At 66.2% G+C, this 19,357-nt stretch carries 14 protein-coding genes and 1 tRNA gene; 6 read left to right on the forward strand and 9 right to left on the reverse strand.

Annotated elements, in window-relative coordinates; genetic code table 11:
- Nucleotide 1: 1 nt before the first annotated feature.
- On the reverse strand, nucleotides 2-571 hold the full coding sequence (locus ACIA8C_RS42085) for a helix-turn-helix domain-containing protein (protein WP_397144944.1): 570 nt from the start codon (nucleotides 569-571) through the stop codon (nucleotides 2-4).
- A 72-nt stretch (nucleotides 572-643) separates the two neighbouring features.
- Here ACIA8C_RS42085 and ACIA8C_RS42090 point away from each other — a divergent pair, with 72 nt between their 5' ends.
- Together ACIA8C_RS42090 and ACIA8C_RS42095 are read left to right on the forward strand one after the other, a co-directional pair.
- Nucleotides 644-1,393 (forward strand): AzlC family ABC transporter permease, encoded by a 750-nt coding sequence (locus tag ACIA8C_RS42090; protein ID WP_397144946.1) that lies wholly within the window; start codon nucleotides 644-646, stop codon nucleotides 1,391-1,393.
- Entirely contained in the window at nucleotides 1,390-1,701 is a 312-nt protein-coding gene (locus ACIA8C_RS42095) for an AzlD domain-containing protein (protein ID WP_397144948.1), read from the forward strand. The genes ACIA8C_RS42090 and ACIA8C_RS42095 overlap by 4 nt, the downstream gene beginning before the upstream one ends.
- Nucleotides 1,702-1,721: 20 nt before the next feature.
- Here ACIA8C_RS42095 and ACIA8C_RS42100 read toward each other — a convergent pair whose 3' ends face one another.
- The 7 genes from ACIA8C_RS42100 to ACIA8C_RS42130 form a co-directional block, all read right to left on the reverse strand.
- Nucleotides 1,722-2,387 carry a hypothetical protein gene (locus tag ACIA8C_RS42100; protein ID WP_397144950.1) on the reverse strand — a complete coding sequence of 222 codons (666 nt, stop codon included), beginning with the start codon at nucleotides 2,385-2,387 and terminating at the stop codon, nucleotides 1,722-1,724.
- A gap of 43 nt (nucleotides 2,388-2,430) precedes the next feature.
- The gene (locus ACIA8C_RS42105) at nucleotides 2,431-2,886 is read right to left on the reverse strand and encodes an acyl-CoA thioesterase (RefSeq protein WP_397144971.1); all 456 of its coding nucleotides are present in this window, start codon (nucleotides 2,884-2,886) and stop codon (nucleotides 2,431-2,433) included.
- A gap of 8 nt (nucleotides 2,887-2,894) precedes the next feature.
- Complete coding sequence (locus ACIA8C_RS42110; RefSeq protein ID WP_397144952.1) at nucleotides 2,895-7,844, reverse strand: NAD-glutamate dehydrogenase; 4,950 nt, start codon at nucleotides 7,842-7,844, stop codon at nucleotides 2,895-2,897.
- 493 nt (nucleotides 7,845-8,337) lie between these two features.
- A complete protein-coding gene (gene ettA, locus ACIA8C_RS42115) occupies nucleotides 8,338-10,014 on the reverse strand; it encodes an energy-dependent translational throttle protein EttA (protein ID WP_397144954.1) in 1,677 nt (558 codons plus the stop codon).
- An 85-nt stretch (nucleotides 10,015-10,099) separates the two neighbouring features.
- Entirely contained in the window at nucleotides 10,100-10,591 is a 492-nt protein-coding gene (locus ACIA8C_RS42120; RefSeq protein ID WP_397144956.1) for a single-stranded DNA-binding protein, read from the reverse strand.
- A gap of 189 nt (nucleotides 10,592-10,780) precedes the next feature.
- Nucleotides 10,781-11,749: a serine/threonine dehydratase gene (locus tag ACIA8C_RS42125; RefSeq protein ID WP_397144958.1), complete on the reverse strand. Its 969-nt coding sequence runs from the start codon at nucleotides 11,747-11,749 to the stop codon at nucleotides 10,781-10,783.
- Between the two features lie 69 nt (nucleotides 11,750-11,818).
- Nucleotides 11,819-13,852: a cytochrome c oxidase assembly protein gene (locus ACIA8C_RS42130; protein WP_397144960.1), complete on the reverse strand. Its 2,034-nt coding sequence runs from the start codon at nucleotides 13,850-13,852 to the stop codon at nucleotides 11,819-11,821.
- An 82-nt stretch (nucleotides 13,853-13,934) separates the two neighbouring features.
- Here ACIA8C_RS42130 and ACIA8C_RS42135 point away from each other — a divergent pair, with 82 nt between their 5' ends.
- Complete coding sequence (locus ACIA8C_RS42135) at nucleotides 13,935-14,321, forward strand: DUF4345 family protein (RefSeq protein ID WP_397144962.1); 387 nt, start codon at nucleotides 13,935-13,937, stop codon at nucleotides 14,319-14,321.
- A gap of 69 nt (nucleotides 14,322-14,390) precedes the next feature.
- Nucleotides 14,391-14,464: transfer RNA gene (locus tag ACIA8C_RS42140), tRNA-Arg, on the forward strand.
- A gap of 505 nt (nucleotides 14,465-14,969) precedes the next feature.
- Here the strand turns inward: ACIA8C_RS42140 and ACIA8C_RS42145 are convergent.
- Nucleotides 14,970-15,929 (reverse strand): ArsR family transcriptional regulator, encoded by a 960-nt coding sequence (locus tag ACIA8C_RS42145; RefSeq protein ID WP_397144964.1) that lies wholly within the window; start codon nucleotides 15,927-15,929, stop codon nucleotides 14,970-14,972.
- 271 nt (nucleotides 15,930-16,200) lie between these two features.
- Here ACIA8C_RS42145 and ACIA8C_RS42150 point away from each other — a divergent pair, with 271 nt between their 5' ends.
- Together ACIA8C_RS42150 and ACIA8C_RS42155 are read left to right on the forward strand one after the other, a co-directional pair.
- Entirely contained in the window at nucleotides 16,201-16,611 is a 411-nt protein-coding gene (locus tag ACIA8C_RS42150; RefSeq protein WP_397144966.1) for a peptidase inhibitor family I36 protein, read from the forward strand.
- 71 nt (nucleotides 16,612-16,682) lie between these two features.
- The gene (locus tag ACIA8C_RS42155) at nucleotides 16,683-17,615 is read left to right on the forward strand and encodes a hypothetical protein (protein ID WP_397144968.1); all 933 of its coding nucleotides are present in this window, start codon (nucleotides 16,683-16,685) and stop codon (nucleotides 17,613-17,615) included.
- Nucleotides 17,616-19,357: the final 1,742 nt, after the last annotated feature.

Below are 19,357 nucleotides of genomic sequence, written 5' to 3' on the forward strand. Positions count from 1 at the left end.
GTCAGGTGTATTCGATCACAAGGGTTGCCCACGTTCCCGGCTCGAGGGCCTCGAAAACGTGTGGGAGATCGCCCGGGTAGGTGATGTAGTCGCCCGGCTTCAGCTCGACGGGTTCGTCGATCAAGCCCACCTTCGCGCGGCCGCTCGCGAGTAGGACGTGCTCGAAGACGCCGGGGATGTGGGGTTCGGAGCGGCGGGCGTGGCCTGGTTCGGCGGTGATCCGGAAGAGGTCGCGGCGGGAGTTCGGCGGGCTGGCCGCCAGCAGGGTCGCGCGGTAGTCGGATTCCGCGGCGGCGACGACCGGACCCTCCCCCGCTCGGATCACCTGGACGGCGGGGCGGGGCGGGTCGAGTAGGCCAGAGAAGGGCATGTCCAAGGCGACGCACAGGGCCCAGAGGGTTTCCAGGCTCGGGTTGCCGGTGCCCGATTCCAGTTGGGAGAGTGTGGATTTCGCGATGCCGGCGCGGTGCGCCACCTCGGTGAGCGAGAGGCCGGCGCGAGTACGTTCGCGGCGCAATGCCGCGGCGATCACCGCCTGGGGTGTGCCCGCCGTCGAGTCCTGCTGTGCCACTTGCCCTCCCCTCGCCTGGTTGACCACCCGGCGATGTTGACGGATCAGATCATTGCGTTCACTATAAGCTACATGCGTTCGATATGGCGAACACTCGGACGAGATACGTTCTCCGGGATCGTGGCGGTGTGCCTGGCGGTGTTCGTGATCGGAGTCTCCTACGGCGCGACCGCGGTCACCACCGGCCTGCCCGCGTGGTTGCCCATCGTGCTCGCTTTCGCGGTGCTCGCCGCCGGTGCGGAGTTTCTCTTCATCGGGATCATCGCGGCCGGTGGTAGTCCGATCGCGGCGATGCTTGCCGCGCTGGTGGTCAATGCCCGGCATCTGCCGTACGGGTTGTCGGTGCCCGAGGCGGTCGGTACCGGATGGCGGCGGTTTCTCGGCGTGCATCTGATGAACGACGAGTCGGTGGCGCTGTCGCTGGCTCAGCCATCTCTTGCCGGAAAACGAGCTGCCTACTGGGCGTGCGGGTTTGGCGTCCTGCTCGCCTGGCCCGGTGGCGCCGCACTCGGAGTGCTGATCGGGACCTTCACACCGGACACCGCCGCGTTCGGACTGGACGCGGTGTTCCCGGCAGTGCTGCTCGCGTTGATCATTCCGGCATTGCGGGACCTCGCGACGTTACGCGCCGCCGCAGTCGGTGCCACGGTCGCCGTCGCCAGCGCGCCGTTCTTGCCAGCGGGAATGCCTGTGCTGGTTGCGCTTTCGGGGTTGCTCGCCGTTGGTCGCGATAAACCGAAAGCTGCCGATTCACCGGAACCCGCTGCGCCAGAGGAAGTTACGAACCACAGTCGAGCCGCACACGAATCAGGTGCCGAATGATATTGGCCGCAAGCATGATCGCCCTCACCCTGGGCACCTACGCATTCCGCTGGTCCGGCCCAGCCCTACGCGACCGTATCCGCTTCCCCGCCCGCACAATTCGACTATTGGAAGTCGGCGCCGTCGTCCTGATCGCCGCCTTGGTAGCCGTAACCACTCTGCCAACCGCCCCCGGCGAATTCGGATTCGCCCTCCCCGCAGGCGTTCTCATCGCCGCCGCCCTGGCCTGGCGCAAACAACCCATCCTCGTAGTTATCCTCGCCGCCGCCACAACCACCGCCCTCCTACGCCTACTCGGCCTCCCCTGAACCCATCGCCGATTTTGGGGCTAGCTTGGGGAGAGGGTGATGCTGCCTGCTCGGCGGCGGGCTACCGAACCGTAGCGGGCATCTATGCGGAGCCAGGTGTTGGTGGCGCGGACACGGACTATTTCGGTGGGGAGGATGCGGCGGGAGTCGGCCTTGTCACCGGAATGGGGGATGAAATCCATTGCGGTGAGGGCGAAGACGACGCGCATGGGGACCTGCACGTTGGTATCGGCGCCGGAGACGGTGAGCACGGTTTGGTCGAGCAGGGAGGCGGGAGGGCCGTGGCTGCTGCCGTGTTCCTTGGCCAATTGCGCGCCCTGTTCGGCGAGTTCGACGAGGGTGCGGGCGGGCACGTCGTCGATGTGCGCGAAACCGTCCACCGGCGGTAGCGCGCCGCGCCACGCGGAATCCATCGAATAGCCGAGGTCGATGGGCAGGCCGGAGCCGAGCCCGGCCAGCACCATGTCGGCGCCGACGGTGACGTCGTCGACGCCGAGCTCACCGACGATGGTGCGGACCGCGAGCGCCTCGAAACCCGTTGCCACCCAGGCCGAGACGTACTGCTGCCCGCGGCGGCGGATACGCACCACCGCCGCGGGGTCCAGCCGCACGGCCCGAGCCAGGAACGTCGCGAGGTTCTCTCGCTCCGCCGCATCGGACACGTGCAATACGCGTTGTTCTGCCATCACGGCTGTGCTGCCGTTCTCGACCAGCGACTACCGATGCGGATCAGTCCAGCCACTGAGCCAGATAGTCGCGTTCGGCATGGGTGAGCCTGCGCAAGCGCTGCGCGGACATGTCGAACGCGGCGATCTGGGTGGCGGCGGTCACCGCGGCGGGCGAGTCCGGTGCCGCACCAGCGGCCCGCACCTCATAGCCGATGGTGAAGTCGACCGCCCGCAGCTGTTGGATCCACATCGCGATGTCGAGCGGTGTGTCCTCGTGCCTGAGCTGCCCGCGGTAACGCACCCGAAGGTCCGCCAGCACACAGCCGGTCCCGAGGGCGGCGGTCGGACGGCCCGGCTCGAGCAGCCACGGGATGCGCGCCTCCTCCAGCAGGGTCACCATGCGGGCATGGTTCACATGCTGAAAAGCATCCATGTCCGACCATCTGACCTCGACCTGGGTGTGAAAACGCTTGGGCAACACAACATTGCTACCCTGCGCCTTCCCGTTACCGTTCAACGAGCTCGTCAACGTGGTACCTCCGATTGGGCGCCCACCCCGCTCACCATGCTTCGCACTTGCCGCGCGGCAACCGACAGCGTGGCGAGATCGTGGGTTCCGGACTCGAACAACTCCGACAGTGCGGCCCGGGCACGCCCGAGCCGAGACTGGTTCTTCGACTCCCAGTATGCAATCTTCTCGTCCGCGCTCTCTTCCGGGTCACCGGCGGAGAGCACATCGAGGGTCAGCGAGCGCAGCGACGAGTACATGTCGTCGCGCAGCGCGAGCCGAGCCAGCGAGTGCCAGCGGTCGCCCCGTTCGAGGTGGCTGACCGCCTGGAGCAGCCAGTCGATCTTGAGGTGCTCGTTGAGCGCGTAGTACAGCGCGCCCACCTCGTCACCGTCGCGATCGGTGATGTCGGCGATGTCCACGATGTCGAGCAGCGGGAACAGGTTGAGCAGCCCGAACACCTCGGTGGCCAGGTCGGTCGGCGCACCGCGGGCGATGAGCTCGGCCGACTGATCGGTGAGCGTCGCGACGTGATGTCCGCGCAGCCAGCCCGGCACCTTCGGCGCCAGCGCTTGCACGTCCTCGCAGTACCGGTTGATCTCCGCGCCGACCGCGATCGGCTGTGGCCGGTTGCTCAGGAACCAGCGCGACGCCCGATCCAGCGTCCTCTTGGTTTCCAGTTCCAGCAGGTCACGCACCGCGGTGGTGGCGTCGGCCGCCCGGATCCGCGCCCACATCTCCGGCAGGCCGAAGATCTCGGTAGCCGCCGCGAACGCACGCACCGAGTCGGTGGGCGTCGCGCCGGTCTCCTCGCTCAACCGGTGCGCGTAGGTGATGCCGCCGTAGTCGACCATCTCGTTCACGATCATCGTGGTGAGGATTTCCCGGCGCAGCCGGTGCTTCTTGATCGCGGCGCCGAACCGCTCCCGCAGCGGCGTCGGGAAGTAGTCGGGCAGCCGGGTGACGAAGAAGGGGCTGTCCGGCAGATCCGTGTCGAGCAGGTCGGCCTTGAGCGAAAGCTTCACGTGTGCCATGAGATTGGCGAGTTCGGGTGACGTGAGTCCCGCGCCCTCCTCCAGCATGCGCTTCAGCTGCGCGTCCGAGGGCAGCGCCTCCAGCTCGCGGTCGAGGCCGCGGCGCGTTTCCAGATCGTCGATGAGTCGCATGTGCACGTTCAGCATCTGCGGCGCGTCGGTGCGGGACATGCCCATCAGGAAGTTCTGCGCCACATTGTCGTCCAGCACCATCTGCGCGACCTCGTCGGTCATCGAGGCGAGCAGCGGGTTGCGTTCCGGCTCGGGCAGCTGGCCCGCGCTGACCACGCCATCGAGCAGCACCTTGATGTTGACCTCGTGGTCGGAGCAGTCGACGCCGGCCGAGTTGTCGAGGGCGTCGGTGTTCATCTTGCCGCCGTTGCGGCAGAACTCGATGCGGCCGAGCGCCGTCGCGCCCAGGTTGCCGCCTTCGCCGATCACCTTGACCCGCAACTGGTTTCCGTTGACCCGGACCGCGTCGTTGGACTTGTCGCCCACCTCGGCGTTCGCCTCGGTGCTCGCCTTGATATAGGTGCCGATGCCGCCGTTCCAGAGCAGCTGGGCCGGTGCGAGCAGGATCGCGCGCACCAGCTCCGGCGGTGACAGCGACTCGACATCGTCGGCCAGCCCCAACGCCTTTCGGACCTGCGGGCTGATCGGAACCGACTTCACCGTGCGGTCGTAGACGCCGCCGCCCTTGCTGATGAGCGAGGCGTCGTAGTCCGCCCACGACGAGCGGGGCAGCTGGAACATCCGCTGCCGTTCGGCGTAGGAGGCGGCGGTGTCCGGGTTCGGATCCAAGAAGATGTGCCGGTGGTCGAACGCCGCGAGCAGGCGGATGTGCTCGGACAGCAGCATGCCGTTGCCGAAGACGTCACCGCTCATATCGCCGACGCCGACGACGGTGAAGTCCTGGGTCTGGGTGTCGATGTCCATTTCCTGGAAGTGGCGTTTGACGCTCTCCCACGCACCCTTGGCGGTGATGCCCATCGCCTTGTGGTCGTAGCCCGCCGAACCGCCGGAGGCGAACGCGTCGCCGAGCCAGAAGCCGTAGCGCTTGGCCACATCGTTGGCGATATCGGAGAACGTCGCCGTGCCCTTGTCGGCGGCAACCACCAGGTAGGTGTCGTCGCCGTCGCGGCGCACCACCCTGGCCGGCGGCACCACCTCGCCGGTCGCGCGATCCACGTTGTCGGTGACATCGAGCAGGCCGGAAATGAAGGTGCGGTAGCAGCTGACGCCCTCGGCACCGAGCGCCTGACGATCCGCGACCGGATCACCGGTGGCGGCAGGCGGCTGCTTCACCACGAAGCCGCCCTTGGCACCGACGGGGACGATCACCGCGTTCTTGACCGCCTGCGCCTTCACCAGACCGAGCACCTCGGTACGGAAGTCCTCCAAACGGTCGGACCAGCGCAACCCGCCACGGGCCACCGGACCGAACCGCAGGTGCACGCCCTCGACTCGCGGCGAGTACACGAAGATCTCGAATTGTGGCCTCGGCTTGGGCAATTCGCTGATCTCGCGCGGCTCCACCTTCACCGACACGTAGTCGCGCGACATGCCCTCGGCGTCGGTGACGTAGTAGTTGGTGCGCAGCGTCGCCCTGATCAGGTTGAGGATGGCGCGCAGGATGCGGTCGGCGTCGAGGCTGACCACGTCGTCGATCCGGCCACGAACCTGCACCTCGAGCTCGGCGGCATGGTCGGCCGACACGGTGTCCGGGTCGAAGCGCGCCGCGAACAGGTCGACGAACAGCCGCGCCACATCCGGGTAGGTGAGCAGCACCCGGGAGATGTTGGCCTGGCTGTACGGAAAACCGGCCTGCTGCAAGTACTTCGCGTACATGCGCAGGATCGATACCGCACGCCACGGCAGCCGCGCGCGCAGCACCAGCTCGTTGAGCGGGTCGGCTTCCGCGCGGCCGTACCAGGCCGCCTCGAAGGCCTCGGTGAACCGCTCGCGCAGCCCACGAACCTCCGCCTCCAGCACGGCCGCCCGCTTGGACGACTCGAGCAGCTCCGCGTCCAGATCCCGGTCGAGCGCGCTGCGCAGCAACTCGGGCCTGGCCAGCAGGCCGAAGTCGTAGATCCAGCGTTCGCCGCCGGTACTCGGGTCGCCGCCGGGCTGGGGCTCGAGCTCGAGCTGGTACGGCCGCTCGTCGACCACCTCGACACCGAGACTCTGCAGCACCGGCAGCACCTGGCTCAGCGAGATGCCGGGGCCCGCGACGTAGAGCGAGAACCGCCAGGAACCGGGGTCGGATGCGAGGTTGCGGTACAGGTACTGGTCGATGCCGCCGTCGCGCAGGTGCTCCAGGCGGACGATGTCGGCGAGCGCGCGGCCTGCCTCGAAGTCCTCCTTGTAGGCGTCGGGGAACGCCTCGGAGTAGCGCTGGACCACCGAGGGGTCGAGCATCGTCGAGGTGCTGACCTCGTCGTTGAGCAGGTCTTCCCAGGTCCGGCTCGCCTCGCCGAGCAGCGCCTGGATGCGCAGCCGGTTGGCCTCGGAGGTGTCCGCGGCCGGTGCCGCGTAACGCGGCGCGCCGTGCTCGGCCTCCGGCATGCGTACCGTGAAATACACACTGGCCAAGTCGCTTTCGCCGACCCTGGCGGAGTAATCGATGGAGACGCCACCCAATTCGCGGACCAGGATGTCCTGCATCTCCAGCCGCACCCGAGTGGTGTAGCGGTCCCGCGGCAGGTACACCATGCACGCCACGAATCGGCCGTAACCGTCCGAACGCAGGAACAGCCGCACCTGACGACGCAGCCCGATATTCAGTACCGCCAGGGCGGTCCGGCGCATCGTCTCGGCGTCGGAGGAGAACAGCTCGGTGCGCGGGAAGGACTGGATGACCTCGAGCATCGCCTGCCCGGAGAACGACTCCAGGTCGAATCCGCTCTCCTCGATCACCGCGCGCACCCGGCGCTCGATCACCGGGATGTCCAGCACGTTCTCGTGCACGGCGGTGACCGTGAAGACGCCGATGAACAGGTGCTCACCGAGGATGGTGCCCGCGTCGTCGAAGTCGGCGACGCCGATGAAGTACGGGTACACCGAGCGATGCACGGTGGCGGGCACCAGGCCCTGGGTCAGCATCAGCAGCGGACGGTCGGCGGCGTTGATCGGCACCCGGAAATCGGTGCCGACGTCGGGCCGGAGCACACCGAGACAGGTGCCTGGCATCGGGTTGGACGACTCCCGCCCATGCTCGGCACTCAGCTGGTAGCGGGCATAGCCGAGCACGGTGAAATTACCGCTGGCCAGCCAGCGCAGCAGGTTCGCGGTGTCCACCAGATCGGTGTCGGCGAACGGCGCGGTGCCCGACTTCGCGGCCAGCTCCAGATCGTCGGCCAGCCTGCTCTGCACGTCCTTGATGGCCTCGGTGTCACCGATGACCTGACGTACGTCGGCAACAACATTCGGCATCGCGGCTTCGATCCGGCTCAACTGCGCGCGGCTGGTGGACGGGTGCAGTTGCAGGTGCATCCACGACTCGCGCAGCGCGGTCTCGCCGTTGGTGCCGTCGACTTCGTGCGGCGCGGCGTGCTGCAGCAGTCCGTCCGCATCGCGGTCCACCTCGAAGATCGGGTGGATCACTTCGCTCACGCTGACACCGAGCCGGGTCAGCGATGAGGTGATTGATTCGACAAGTAGCGGCATGTCATCAGTGACTAGCTGTACCGCCGCGCCGAGGCCGGAGCCGTCGTCGGGGTGATACACCCGGACCAGGGCCCGGCCCGCCGGGCGGTGCATGGCCAACTCCATGTGCCGCCGGAAGATTTGAGTGATGCCGGTGATCGCGCAGTCCACATCGCCAGCGTCGACGTGGCGGAAATACGCCTCCTCGAGGGTCGCCAGTTCGCCGCGCAGTACCTGCGGCAAACTCGCGGCCCACGCCGCACTGGACAATTCGGACGAGACCGTCATTTTTTCGCCAACTCCTCGGATTCGGTTCCGTGACAAAGCGACGCCGGTCCGAGAGTAGCTGTGCGTGGAAGACGAGGGGGTGAAATCCCTTCCAATCCTGGGGTGTTCACCATCACGGCAGCATTCGCCACGCGATTGCCCAGCTCGGAGAATGTTCTCGGCACAGCATCGTTCGGACGCACGAACGTCAGGTGTGCGCGACAGGATCTTTCTGCGGCGGCAGCGGGGCCGAAGCACCTCGGTTCAGCTCGACTACCAGGTCGACGGTGGGGACCGCCGATTGCTCGAACTGTGCCTGCGCATTCACGTATCCCACAGTAGCGAGATTCGTGGACACCGTGGGCGCCGGTCCAGCGCCGTTGTGCCGGATACGAGACATAACGGACGTACGGTATTGCGGCGTGCGCCGGGACCGAGTCGTGACGTCGTGTTCGACGCCCGCGACTCGATCCCGGATCAGGTCCGCAACCGACGGGCTCAGCCCGTCATCGGATCAGTCGCGGGTCAGCTTGCGGTGCGTAACCCGGTGCGGGCGGGCGGCTTCCAGGCCGAGGCGCTCGATCTTGTTGGCCTCGTAGGCCTCGAAGTTGCCCTCGAACCAGAACCACTTGGCGTCGTTGTCGGAGTCGCCCTCCCACGCCAGGATGTGGGTGCAGGTGCGGTCGAGGAACCAGCGATCGTGGGAGATCACCACGGCGCAGCCCGGGAACTGCTCCAGCGCGTTCTCCAGCGAACCGAGGGTCTCCACGTCGAGGTCGTTGGTCGGCTCGTCGAGCAGGATCAGGTTGCCGCCCTGCTTGAGGGTGAGCGCCAGGTTCAACCGGTTGCGCTCACCACCGGAGAGCACCCCGGACGGCTTCTGCTGATCCGGGCCCTTGAAGCCGAACGCGCTGACATACGCCCGCGACGGCATTTCCTGGTTGCCGACCTGGATGAAGTCGAGCCCTTCGGACACCACCTGCCAGACGTTCTTCTTCGGGTCGATGCCTGCCCGGTTCTGGTCGACGTAGCTCAGCTTGACCGTCTCGCCGACCTTCACCTCCCCGCTGTCGGGCGCCTCGAGCCCGACAATGGTCTTGAACAGCGTGGTCTTACCGACACCGTTCGGGCCGATGACGCCGACAATGCCGTTGCGCGGCAAGGTGAACGACAGATCCTTGATGAGCTGACGATCGCCGAAACCCTTGTCCAGGTGCGAGACCTCGACCACCACGTTGCCCAGGCGCGGGCCCGCCGGAATCTGGATCTCCTCGAAATCCAACTTCCTGTGCTTATCGGCCTCGGCCGCCATCTCCTCGTACCGGCCGAGGCGAGCCTTGTTCTTGGCCTGGCGGGCCTTGGCACCGGAACGCACCCAGGCCAGCTCGTCCTTGAGCCGCTTCTGCAGCTTCTGGTCCTTCTTGCCCTGGACCTCGAGTCGCTGCGCCTTCTTCTCCAGGTAGGTGGAGTAGTTGCCTTCGTAGGGGTAGGCGCGGCCGCGGTCGAGTTCGAGGATCCACTCGGCGACGTTGTCCAGGAAGTACCGGTCGTGGGTGACCGCGAGCACGGCGCCGGCGTACGCGGCCAGGTGCTGCTCGAGCCAGAGCACGCTCTCGGCGTCGAGGTGGTTGGTCGGTTCGTCGAGCAGCAGCAGGTCGGGCTTGCTCAGCAGCAGCTTGCACAGCGCGACGCGGCGGCGCTCACCACCGGAGAGGTTGGTGACCGGCTCGTCCGGCGGCGGGCAGCGCAGTGCGTCCATGGCCTGCTCCAGCTGGGAGTCGACGTCCCACGCGTCGGCGTGGTCGAGGAACTCCTGCAGCTTGCCCATCTCATCCATGAGCTCGTCGGAGTAGTCGGTGGCCATCAGCTCGGCGATCTCGTTGAAGCGATCCAGCTTCACCTTGACCTCGCCGAGGCCTTCCTCGACGTTGCCGCGGACCGTCTTCTCCTCGTTGAGCGCGGGCTCCTGCATCAGGATGCCGACCGTCGCGCCGGGTGCGAGGAACGCTTCGCCGTTGTTCGGCTGGTCCACGCCCGCCATGATCTTCAGCACGCTGGATTTACCGGCGCCGTTCGGGCCGACGACACCGATCTTGGCGCCGGGAAGGAAGTTCAGGAAGACATCGTCGAGTACGACTTTGTCACCATGCGCCTTGCGAACCTTCTTCATTGTGTAAATGAACTCAGCCATAAGGAGGAAGCCTATCGGTGTCGGAAACGGTGAGTTGAACCGGCGGATACCCCTCGCAGCGCGCGGCCAAAAGTGCGCGGCCTGGTCAGGCGTCGGCGTGCTCGGGGTGGGTCGTTCGGGGCGGCGCCGCAGAGGCGGCTGCGACATTTTCCCCCAGCCCGTCGCCTGCCGGCACCTGATGTTCAGCACTGAAGCGGTCGCCAGTATTCCGCATCTCCGACCATCTGGTCACCCGGGCGGTGCAGCGACCGAGGTCGGGGCCGACGGCGCTGGCCCGCATCTCCAGGTCACGCCGTTCCACCCCGTCTCTACTGCGATATTCGTGCGAGCGCAGTTGGCCGTGCGCGATGATCGGATCGCCGCGCCGCAGCGACGCCTCCACGCCTGCCACCAGCTTGCGCCAGCAACTCACGTTGAGGAAGAGGGTGCCGTTGTCCACCCACTCCCCCGTGGTGTGGTCGAGTCGGCGCGAGTTGCTCGCCATCCGGAAGGTGAGTATCTGGTCGCCGTTCGGCAACTCGCGCTTCAGTGGATGGTTGACGATGGTGCCGATCACGGTCGCATTCGCCTCGTACATGATGACGCCCCTTCGCATTCGGCCCGTGGCGGTTGCCCGGAGACTTCCTCCCCGCGAGGAGGACTGCTCCAGCCTCACCGATGCGACGGTCATTCGGGCGGCGCGATCCGAGAATGTGCACAACTTTCTCGAATGTGGATATCCAGTGCTTCTTTCGAGGTCGCCGGAGCGTGCCGAACGCGAAGGTGGTTACAGCACCGAGAGATCGGTGTTGGCGCCGCAGAGGACGATCACCGGGCGCTCGTCGGGCGCGGGAACATAGACGCCGCTCTGCACCGCCGCCAAGGCGGCCGCACCGGCGAATTCCACCACGACGCGGAACTCGCGCCACAGATAGTCACGGGCCGTCGCGATCGCGTCGTCGGTGACCAGCAGCGAACGCACCTGATACCGGCGCGCGATGTCCATGGCGATATCCCCGATCCTGGTGGCACCCAAGGATTCCGCCGCGATGCTGGACACCCCGACCTCGACCGGCCGGTTCGCCGACAACGCGGCATTCAACGTCGGGATACCTTCCGGCTCCACGCCGACCACCTGCTGACGACGGCCGATCGCGGCCGCGATCCCCGCGACCAGACCGCCGCCGCCGACCGCGGCGAGCACCGACGGCCGCCCGCGCACCTGCTCCTCGATCTCCAGTCCGACCACGCCCGCACCCGCGACGATGGCGGGCAGGTCGTAGGCGTGCAGCTGCAAAGCGTTGCGTTCCGCGGCGAGCTGGTCGGCGTAGCCGAGCGCCTCGGTGTAAGTCGTTCCGTGCCAGAGCACCTCGGCACCGTGCGACCACATCGCGGCGACCTTGGTGTGCGGCGCCGACTCCGGAACCACCACGGTGCACGACTTTCCGAGATGCGCGGCCGCAAGCGCGGCGGCGATCCCCGCGTTGCCGCCGGAGGCGATGACCACCTGATCGGTACCGTCCGGGGCCGCCAGCAGCGCGTTGAAGCTGCCGCGAACCTTGAAAGTGCCGCCGTACTGCAGGTATTCGAGTTTCATCGTGACCGGCACCGGCCCGTTGGGCCCGGCGACCGAGGTATGGAAAACCGGCGTCTTGCGAATCCGTCCGGCCAGCCGCCTACGCGCGGCCCGCACATCGGACCGATAGATCCGATCGATCGGTCTGTGTTCGGAGAAGACTACGGACCGCTCGTTCACAACCACACCTTGACCAACTCGACTCCACCATGACCTGAGACTTCATGCCCGAAGGCATTGCGCCGTCACCTACTTATGTACCCCTCGGTCACGTTTGGCCAGCTCAGCGAACATCGCGTTGTGCGCGGAGAGGGCGGCGTCGTGGTCGCGGTCGGCGGCCCGATCGGTGCGCTGCGCGAGTTTGCGATCGCTGCGCGACCATTGGATGAGCAGCGCGAGCATCACCACCACCAACGGGATCTCACCGCTCGCCCACGCCAGGCTACCGCCGGTGCGCTGGTCGCCGAGCAGGTCGCCGTTCCAGCCGAGTCCGAGGCCGCGGTAGAACCAGCCGCCGAGCACCGTGTTCATGCTCATCAGCGCGATGCCGAAGAAAGCGTGGAAGGGCAGCGAGCCGAACACCATGCCGAGCCTGGTCAGCGGTTCCACCTGGCGCGGTTTGGGATCGATGCCGATGACGACCCAGTAGAACAGGTAGCCGCTGAGCAGGAAGTGCGCGTTCATCATCAGGTGCGCGGCGTGCGAGTCCGCGTACGCGTCGAAGATCCCGCCCAGGTACAGCGCATAGAACCCGCCGACGAAGATGACCGCCGCCACGATCGGCTGCGTCAGGAAACGCGACACCGGATTGTGCACGGCGGCAAGGATCCACTCGCGCGGTCCAGGCACGCCGGTGCGCCCGGCGGCAGGCAGCGCCCGCAACGCCAGCGTCACCGCGCCGCCGAGCGCGAACAGGATCGGCGCCAGCATAGACAACGCCATGTGCGCGCCCATGTGCACGCTGAACATCGCGGGCGAATATCGCCCGACTCCGGACGAGGTGGCGATCAGCAGCACCGCGCAGCCGGACAGCCAGGCAATGGTGCGCCCGATCGGCCACGCGTCGCCGCGCGCCCGCAGTCGTCGCACGCCGAGCAAATACAGCACCGCGAGCACGATCGCGAGCGTTCCGAAGATCAGGTCGAAACGCCAGTCGAACAGCAGCCGTGGCACATTCGGCGGGCCTGCCAGGTTGTAGCCGAGTTCGACCTCGGCGGGCGTCGGCTCCGAAGTCGGCGGTGGCGGCGGGGTGCGGCCGAGGCCGACCGCGAGGCCCATGGTCGCCGCGAAGACCAGTACCTCTACACCGGCGAATCGGATCAGCGCACCGCGGTCCCGCGGGTTCGCGGCGAGCGCGGGCAGTGCGGCGCGCCGCTGCGCGAAGCCGATCAGGCCGAGCACGATCAGCGCGGCGGCCTTGGCGAGCACCAGCCTGCCGTAGGTGGTGGTGAACAGTTCGTCCCACGGCACCCGGACCCAGGAGTTGATCACCCCGCTGACACCGATGGTGACGAACGCGATGCTGGCGGTCAGCGAGAAACGGCGCGCGGCGAGGTCGGTGTGCGCGCCGCCGCGGCGCGCGTGCGCCAGTAGCGCGAACAGGCCGCCGACCCAGACCGCGGCCGAAACCAGGTGCAGGATCAGGCTGTTCGTCGCGAGGTCGTGCGCGCCGCCGGACGACGAGTGCCCGGTCAACGCGAGCGGCATCATCGTCACGATGGACGCGCCGAACAGCACCGGCGTCCAGCCCCAGCGCAACGCGACCCTGGCACCGACCGCGACGATCAGCGCGAACAGCACCGTCGTGCGCCAGGCACCGGCCAGTTCGATCTGGTCGATGGCGCGCCACAGGGCTTCCGGGCGCAGGGTGTCCTTGACCGGCTGCCCGGTGGTGTCGGACACCGTCAGCGGAATGAGCAGCGCCGCGCAGCAGGCCCAAATGAGCGCGAAATTGGAGGCGCGGCGCACCGCCCGATACCCGCCGACATCGAGCAGCCCGTTCGCTTGCGGCGGCACCAGGAACGCGGCGAACAACAGCGAGCCGACCGTCAGCGCCGCCGACAGATCGGCGAGCGCGCGCACCGCGGGCAGGCCGTAGGTGGTCAGCGAACCTGGATCGGGGATGCCGAGCAGACTCAACGCCTGCGCTGCCGAAAGCCCGACCACCAGCGCGGCAACCACCGCCGCGATCGCGCCGGTCAGGGCGATCAGCGCAGCGTATGTCGCCGCCGTCCGGGTGACCTCCAGATCTGGTGAAGCGGACGGGTCCTGCGCTGACGACATACGACTGAGCGTAGTTCGATTGTTATCGCGTGGCCGCGCCGGGTTTGGGCCGATAGGGTGGTCGGCGGATCACGGAGGTGCAATGTCGATCGTGTCGATCGTGTTGATTGCCTTGGTGGCGTTGTTCTTCGCCGCCATGGGCGTCTACGGGCTGTTGCGGCCCAGCCAACTCGTCGACCCGCTCGGGCTGCTCGCCGATCGCGCGGATGCCCGCGCCGAGGTGCGAGCCGTCTATGGCGGTTTCGGTATCGCGATCGCGGTGGTCCTCGGGTTGGCCGCCGCCGACGTCGGCGACCTGAGATTCGGGACGTGTGTGGCGGTCGCCGCCGCGCTCGGCGGCATGGCGGTCGGCCGGATCTGGTCAGGCTTCGTGGAAAGCCCGTCCGCCTTCTTCCCCGTTTGGTTCTACCTGGTGCTCGAAGTGATCATGGCCGCAATGCTCGTACTCGCGGTCACGTTGGACCCTTAGCCATCTGGTCGGTCGCTATAATTGGCGCGCTGGACAGCACGACCAATGTCGGTCATGGTGGAACCCACTGCCTCCGTAGCTCAGTTGGATAGAGCAAGGGCCTTCTAATCCCTAGGTCGCAGGTTCGATTCCTGCCGGGGGCGCGTATCCCAGCACGGGCCATATGGCAAATATGGCGCCCTACCAGGCGCTTTCCTCCCACGAGGAACTTGCCATATGGCCCGTTGTGGGGCCTTATGGCGTTCAATGCGGAGAGTAAATGGAGAGCCGTCATGGCAGGTTATGGCTCATCTGTATCTGGTAGGCCCGTATCACCCCAGTCGGATTCGGCCGCGGCACGGCCCTGACTGCAACGTCCCTGTCTCCCTACCCGCCTAACGCCGGCGACAAACCTGCCCGGCCGCGCACCAGCGTGTCGCGCAAGCAACACGCCGACAAACTATTCCGACAGCCATCATTCGGCAAACCTCCCTGAGACGGCACTTCGCCACGGCGGAGCTGCATCGGCGCGCCCCACTTGTAATTAGGGGTCCATGTTGGTAGGAGGACACGAACACTACACCCACGCGCTCCACCAGCAGATATCGCTGGAGATTGGGTCCTAACCGGCCGACTGCTCCACTCGCGCACGCGCGAGGCGCAGATCGATCAACCGTTGGCGACGAGGAGGTCCAAGCCCAGTGGGGTGCATTGGTGCCAGACGGCTTTGCCGTCGCGTTGGGAGGTGATCAGGCCGGCTTCGCGGAGTGCCTTGGCCTGCATGGAGGCGGCGGCGAGGCTGAGGCCGAGGTTGCGGGCTAGTTCGCTGGTGGTGTGCTGGCGGACTGCCAGTTGGAGGGTTCGTGCGCGGGTGGTGCCGAGCAGGGCGGTTAGTGGGTGGGTCGACTCGGTGCTGTCGATCAGTGGTAGCGGGGTCGCGGCGGGGTAGATCAGCAAGAGCCTGCCATCGGGATAGGGAGCGGGGAGCAGGTGGTCGGTCCACAACAGGGTGGGGCACAGGATGATACCCTGCCCGGTCAACGGGATCGTGAGGTCACGCGGGAAGCTGGCCTCGAGGGTGAGGCCGTGCAACTGGATGGACAGGCCCAAACTCGTCAGTGCGCCCTGTAATCCGTGTTGGGCGAGGATTCGGGCACGCCATGCGGTTTCCGCATAGAAGGCGGACCGCAGCCGGGGCCACTGCTCGGCGAGGAGGGTCGCGTGCGCGGCCTGTAGGGCCCGCTGCAGATCCTGCCAGGCGTCGCGATCCTGGTCGGCAAGCAGCCGGAGCCATGGGGTGGGCGGACGATCGATCCCGGACATTCGCGTCAACTCGGCCCGGACCGTGGCGCGCGAACTCGACATCACCTGATCGAGGCCCTCGTCGATATCGGGGCTCGGTGGGTCGATGAAACACGGACCCGCGCCGAGTAGCGACACCAGTTGCAGCAGCGGGCGCACCTGCGCGGGCAGCCTGCGCGCCATGTGCCGCCGCCACGGCGCGAACACCGGATGAGAATCCTTGCGCTGCATCATCGACATCGCAATCGTCAACTCCGCCAGCGGCGCGGGCTGCTCGGCGATGGACACCCGAAGCAGATCGTCGGCAGAGCACAGTATCCGCAGCATTCCTACCCCGTCTCACTATTCAGGCTGAGCTGAAACCATTGCGCGGGCTGCGGGCGAGCAATGAGAATTGTGCCAGCCGGAAGAAGAAGGTTCACACCACCTCATTCAGACGGAATCGACTGTGCCACAATGGGGCTCGGTTGACGTAGGCGTCGCTCCCCAGTTGATCTCCAGTCGAGACGGCCAATCCACCGCAATTCTCTGGCATCGGTCGGGACAAACGGTCTGCTTGTTTTCCGCAGTCGCATAAAAAAGTAAGAAGGAGAGATCGATGAAGTTACAGATCGCTTTAGCGGCGGGAGCAGTGGCACTGTTCTCCGCGCTGGCCCCGATCGCACAGGCCGCCCCCGGTGAAGTCGAGTTGGCCGACTCGTCATGTCCAGCGGGGTCTTTCTGTTTCTGGGCGTCCAACAACTACCAGGGACCTCGCGGCAAGGTGGAGGGCAACAACCCGGACTTCAGAAAATTCCCGCAATCGGCCTGCGCTTCCGGAACCTGGAACGACTGCATCAACTCGATCAAGAACAGTGGCAGGGACTGCACGGTCTACATGTACACCGGATTCAACTACTCGGGCATCAGACACAGTTTGGGCCGGGGTGACGGCGTGCCCAACATCAGCGGGTGGGTACACGACGGCTTCGCGCGGAACATCAGCTCCAACAAGTGGTGTAACCCGTAGGCAGACTCCGGTCCTCGGCAGCCGGCGGAGCAACAGCGACCGCCGGCTGCTCGACCTATCGAGGTGAACTGATGTCATCGATACGCTCGATTTCCCTGCGGCCGTTGGTGTTCGCGCTGTCGCTGACCGTGCTATCGGCGTGCGCGGCCAACGCACCGGCAACTCTTTCGCCGCGCCAGTTGCCGCCGCCACCGCCGTTCTCCGGCGCGCTCGGCCCGTCGGAGTTGGATCTGGTCACCTTCTCCGGCACCTGGCCCGCCACCCAGCGAATCCTGGATTCCGCTGTCGCACAGTTGAACCGAACCTGCCTCGCCGACCAAGGGTTCGACTATCCGGTCGACCAGGCCCTGCCACCACCCGTCGCCGACGACGACGCCGTTATCGACATGCCCGGCCGCCGGGCCAACGGCTACGGCATCTCGGGCAGCAAACCCACGCCGCCGGTCACCCGGGCGGACAGCTACGTCGACAACCTGCCGCCGGAACAGCAAGGCCGATTTCACACCGCGTTGCTCGGACCGCCCGATACCGGACGCACGATCGACCTACCCGACGGCACGCAAGTCACCGTGCCCGATCAAGGTTGCGAGGCGGCGAGCCGTACCCGACTGGCCGGTGACCTAGCACGATGGGCTCAACTGACCTATATCCCCGAATTCTTTTACAACAGAATGGCCGCGCAGTTCGACACCAGACCCGTGTTCCGTGCCGCCCTCACCGAATGGCGGTCGTGCATGACCGTCAAGGGCTACCGATATCAGACGCCGGAACAAGCGTGGCAAGCTCTCGAGTCCGAGACCGATACCGGCGCAAACGATTTCCGAGTGCGAGAAATCGCGACCGCGGTTGCCGACGGCGAATGCGCGGCCGGAGCACACCTGCCCGCCGCAACGTTGGCCGCGCGGCGCGAACTCGCCACGACCATGCCCGAAGCGGACCGCGAGACGCTGCACGAACTCGCCTATTACCGGGACGCCATCATCGAACGGGCCACCGCGAACTGACCGAGTGCGGGCAACCAGCGGCGGGGCGGCCGACTGCTCGGTCCCCCAAAGAGTGCTGGGTTTGCCCTCATTGGATCGCGCAATATGGTTCGCCTCCGCCTCGGCCATGTCCTGGCACTTGGGCGATCTCCACGTACGACTGACCGAAGCATGCTGGCGGATGAGCCCCGCACCCGAGGACTCCAACACCCACACCTCACCAACCCTCAGTCCCGCCGAATTTCTGCGTAAGGCAGTACGGTTCGACAAAATCAACGGACTCGTGGCACTAGCCGCCAACCCCGACCCCACCGCGACGCACGCCTCCTACAGCGTCATACTCCACGACCTCGGCTACTTGATGAATTGGTACAACATTGGTCGCGGCCGAAAAGACGAGCATCACAACGGAATGCGCGGTCTCACCCTCGACGTGACCGACACCCACCCGCCGGTCATGGGCCATTCGAAATCCTCGGCCCACCACCGGCACCAACGCCCGCAATGCCCGACCCGACAACTGGGCCACCGAACCACCCACCAAACGAAGACAACACCGTCGCCGCACTCCTCACTTCATCCCCGAGCGTCCCCCATCCCCGTCATCGCAGAATGGCTTACCAACGCACCCAGCTGGATCGACCGGGAACGAGAAGGAGACCCAGTCGTCTTCCACCCCGATGACAGCGGCGCACTATGGCAAACCTTCGACACCCTCACCGGCGAGGAAGAAAACCAGCACTCCTGCCAGAATCCGTGCCTTCACCGACACCGGATGGCAACCGGTCACCATCACCTCCCGCCGCTACCCCGGCGATGTCGGCGACCGACTCCACATCATCCGAATCACCAAAATCAATGGCAGAGCTCACAATCAATGCCGCTTAGGCGCGTAACCACCCACATCCCAGACAATCTGCTGGAACTGATACGGCGTCAAGGATCGCCGGGCCGCGATACCATCTGCCGGTTGTTCCGACCAGAAACACAGACCGCAGCGATGGCAGTAGAAGGCCGCTCCCCACAGTGCGGACGCGGCAGGCAGCCCACGCGCGACACGACTATTTCGGCGAGTTCGGCCCACCATCACAACAAAGGCAATCAGCGATGGGACCACGAGGGCAACACTCCGAAAACACAGAACACGATCCACCCAGCAATCGGAGCGCCAGGCTGGTCGACCGCGGTATTCGAGGAAGCAGCGACCCCAACGATTGCCACCATGATCAACATGGGAATCAACAGAAGTACACCCAGCACCGCCAAACCGATAGGCGACTTGCCCGGTGGGCAGGCTTCGTCGCTGCCGCCAACGCTGAGGTCTGGGCATCAGTAGTGCTTGCCGAACCAATCACCGGGACCACTGCACCAGAAGTGCCGATCCCCACTCCAACATTGGTGCCAGACACGTGCGTCGTGGATACGCCAGTCGACGCGATCGCAGGCATGTTGTGCACCCAGTCGATTCGCCCGCAATTCGGACAAGAGGCGTCCTTGTTCATGCGCGTCCCCTCTATGAACCCTCCTGGGCTGTCGATTCTGAGGTGACAGCCGAAGCGGGGCGTAGCCGGCCACCGAGAAGCAGGTCTCAGCGCCCTGCTTCCTCCTCACCTCTGGTCAGGCGCGTGGCGGCCAGCAGCGCCCACACCGCGCACAGCACCAGCACCGTGAGGTTCCCCCCGAATCGTGGACAGGGGGTTAAGCGGCTTTAGTTGCCGCGGTGAGTGACTTCTCGTAATCGTCGGGACTGAGCATCCCGATGC

It is taken from the genome of Nocardia sp. NPDC051321 (genome assembly GCF_044455225.1).
Lineage (GTDB): Bacteria > Actinomycetota > Actinomycetes > Mycobacteriales > Mycobacteriaceae > Nocardia.

Coding starts and splice junctions, on each gene's coding strand:
- ACIA8C_RS42090 (WP_397144946.1), top strand. CDS start 644: ATGCGTTCGATATGGCGAACACTCGGACGAGATACGTTCTCCGGGATC.
- ettA (WP_397144954.1), bottom strand. CDS start 10,014: ATGGCTGAGTTCATTTACACAATGAAGAAGGTTCGCAAGGCGCATGGT.
- ACIA8C_RS42145 (WP_397144964.1), bottom strand. CDS start 15,929: ATGCTGCGGATACTGTGCTCTGCCGACGATCTGCTTCGGGTGTCCATC.
- ACIA8C_RS42130 (WP_397144960.1), bottom strand. CDS start 13,852: ATGTCGTCAGCGCAGGACCCGTCCGCTTCACCAGATCTGGAGGTCACC.
- ACIA8C_RS42155 (WP_397144968.1), top strand. CDS start 16,683: ATGTCATCGATACGCTCGATTTCCCTGCGGCCGTTGGTGTTCGCGCTG.
- ACIA8C_RS42100 (WP_397144950.1), bottom strand. CDS start 2,387: ATGGCAGAACAACGCGTATTGCACGTGTCCGATGCGGCGGAGCGAGAG.
- ACIA8C_RS42095 (WP_397144948.1), top strand. CDS start 1,390: ATGATATTGGCCGCAAGCATGATCGCCCTCACCCTGGGCACCTACGCA.
- ACIA8C_RS42135 (WP_397144962.1), top strand. CDS start 13,935: ATGTCGATCGTGTCGATCGTGTTGATTGCCTTGGTGGCGTTGTTCTTC.
- ACIA8C_RS42110 (WP_397144952.1), bottom strand. CDS start 7,844: ATGACGGTCTCGTCCGAATTGTCCAGTGCGGCGTGGGCCGCGAGTTTG.
- ACIA8C_RS42120 (WP_397144956.1), bottom strand. CDS start 10,591: ATGTACGAGGCGAATGCGACCGTGATCGGCACCATCGTCAACCATCCA.
- ACIA8C_RS42150 (WP_397144966.1), top strand. CDS start 16,201: ATGAAGTTACAGATCGCTTTAGCGGCGGGAGCAGTGGCACTGTTCTCC.